Below are 421 nucleotides of genomic sequence, written 5' to 3' on the forward strand. Positions count from 1 at the left end.
ATATAGCTATCCGGGGGACAAGTGTCATGCGAACCACCGCCCATCAACGCGTAGCTCATCGCATCCTTGAAGGAAGAGACATCACCCTTTCGGTAGGCTGCCAGCGCCATATCCAGCAAATCAGCCGAATCGACGGTCATCAATTTCTTTCTCACGCCCTCAATACTGCCAGTACGAGCAACCTGCAGCTTCTGCAGCGCTTCACGCCCATCGAAAGAAGCGAGAGTGATGGGGCCAAATGTCTGCACCGGCAACTCCACTACGCTGACAAGCGACCGGTCACAGGAGTCGTTGTTCGCCACTTCCAGCAGAGCTTTCAGCTCAAACTGCTTTGAACCTCTGTTGAAGGCGAACAACAGGTTGAAGTTGTAAACCGCGTTATCTTCTTCGCTGGTTACCAGCGCGATGTAATCCCCAGCCT

At 53.4% G+C, this 421-nt stretch carries 1 protein-coding gene; it reads right to left on the minus strand.

From position 1 onward, the window contains the following. Positions 1-421 (minus strand): hypothetical protein (locus AC0T7J_RS25405; protein ID WP_473798567.1); only part of this gene is annotated, 421 nt, incomplete at both ends.

Source organism: Pantoea sp. E956-1 (genome assembly GCF_982223955.1).